Raw genomic sequence first — 1602 nt, forward strand, 5'->3', positions numbered from 1 at the left:
GCTTTGGGCCTTTTTTTATTTTTGTTCGGATTAATTATAGAATTTGCCCTTTAGATAGGTTTTATTTATCAATGAGAATTACCTTTCTTAATTCGATATACAAGGATCCAGAAAGGTAATGCAATTAGAACAGTGCCAATTAACGGAATAAATGAATATAAAACAGCTGCGCATGTATAGTTATTTTGATAAATAACAAAATATAATAGAGCACCTGCAGAAACAATTATTCCCGAAATGGGTAAACTTTTAGTCGTGTAAAAGAGTAAATTTTTCTCATATTTTTTCATAAAAATTGCCTCTTATTAATGATTCATTGCACATGCACCTTCTGATGCAGCGCCACACACGACAGCGCAAGCTAAACCTGCGATGCCATTTACGGCAGCCCAAACTGCACAATAGGAACCACAAGCTAACACACCAGCCATACCGCATGAAAATTCTTTGCCATGAAATTTAAAATGCTTTGTCTTTTTTTTCGCCAGAATATTAATTTGATTCAGTTCATTGTTTGAGGCGGAAAATTCGGTTTTTGGTGATGTGCTCTTAGTAGTACCTTGCTCAGCAGAGAAGCTTACAACCTTATTATTGCTCTTATCAACAACCGTTTGAGTTAATATTGTAGTATTTTTGTCATTATTTTTGTAAACATTATAAACAACATCCGTTGATATAGAAGGATCTACTGAGGATGTTGCACGATAATTATATGGTGTGACTGCGTCTTGGTCATTGGTATAACCACGTTTTTTTATATTATTTAAATAGTTATTTATTTTCTCACTTTTATTTAAATTAGAAACATCTTGCTGTGCATTGCTTGAGCTCAAAGACGAAACCTTTGCACTCAAGTTTGAATATTTAAGCTCTGTATTTAAATTATGGTAATAAGATCCAACTCTAGTTTTAGCCGAACCATTAATTGGGAATAAGAACGAGCCAAGTAATACAGTAACTGAGCACATTAGTAGTCCGATAAATATTTTTTTAAAATGTTTTGCCTTACTCATAATCAACAACTCCTCTAATTTTTAAGGAACCCTTATTGTAAGAACTTGTCTACTACTGAAATTTTGGATTCTCCAACTAAACGTGTAACCTCATGGGTGCCATTGTATTTTATTAAAGTTGGTATAGCATTTACATGCAGTCCCTTTAATTTTTTATAGCTAGAATTAGGTTCGTTAGCTAAATCGACTTTAAAGATTTCCTTGTTAGGATGCTTAGCAATAGCTTGTCGGTAAATCTTTTTCATTTTTTGACAATGAATGCAGTATCTAGAAGCATAGAGGACATACGTTATCTTTCTTTTCTTTTGTTTGAGCAATTTTAATGCGGTGGTTAATTTTACATTCACCACTTTTCCTTCTGACTTTGCGAGCACTGTACTTGGAAGTAAAAACATGAGGCTGATTCCTATTACGAACAAGCAAAAACTGCTTAAAACTGTTATTTTTCGTTTTTTCATAAAAAGCCTCCTCAACACATAAAATCGATGTTAAAACAATCAATATATGCTACATGCTCATAATATCACAATTAATTTTGTTTGTGGCAAATTCTATAATTAATTCGAACGAAAGTAAAAACGCCCAGAGT

Annotated in this window: 2 protein-coding genes; both read right to left on the reverse strand. The window is 32.8% G+C overall.

Annotated elements, in window-relative coordinates; genetic code table 11:
* Window positions 1-305: 305 nt before the first annotated feature.
* Window positions 306-1013: a putative immunity/bacteriocin fusion bifunctional protein gene (locus tag JUF13_RS14365; RefSeq protein WP_034529865.1), complete on the reverse strand. Its 708-nt coding sequence runs from the start codon at window positions 1011-1013 to the stop codon at window positions 306-308.
* Window positions 1014-1045: 32 nt separating this feature from the next.
* The gene (locus JUF13_RS14370; RefSeq protein WP_034529862.1) at window positions 1046-1471 is read right to left on the reverse strand and encodes a thioredoxin family protein; all 426 of its coding nucleotides are present in this window, start codon (window positions 1469-1471) and stop codon (window positions 1046-1048) included.
* Window positions 1472-1602: the final 131 nt, after the last annotated feature.

Origin of the sequence: Levilactobacillus wangkuiensis, from assembly GCF_016861605.1 — a bacterium.
Classification (GTDB): domain Bacteria; phylum Bacillota; class Bacilli; order Lactobacillales; family Lactobacillaceae; genus Levilactobacillus; species Levilactobacillus wangkuiensis.

Coding starts and splice junctions, on each gene's coding strand:
- JUF13_RS14370 (WP_034529862.1), bottom strand. CDS start 1,471: ATGAAAAAACGAAAAATAACAGTTTTAAGCAGTTTTTGCTTGTTCGTA.
- JUF13_RS14365 (WP_034529865.1), bottom strand. CDS start 1,013: ATGAGTAAGGCAAAACATTTTAAAAAAATATTTATCGGACTACTAATG.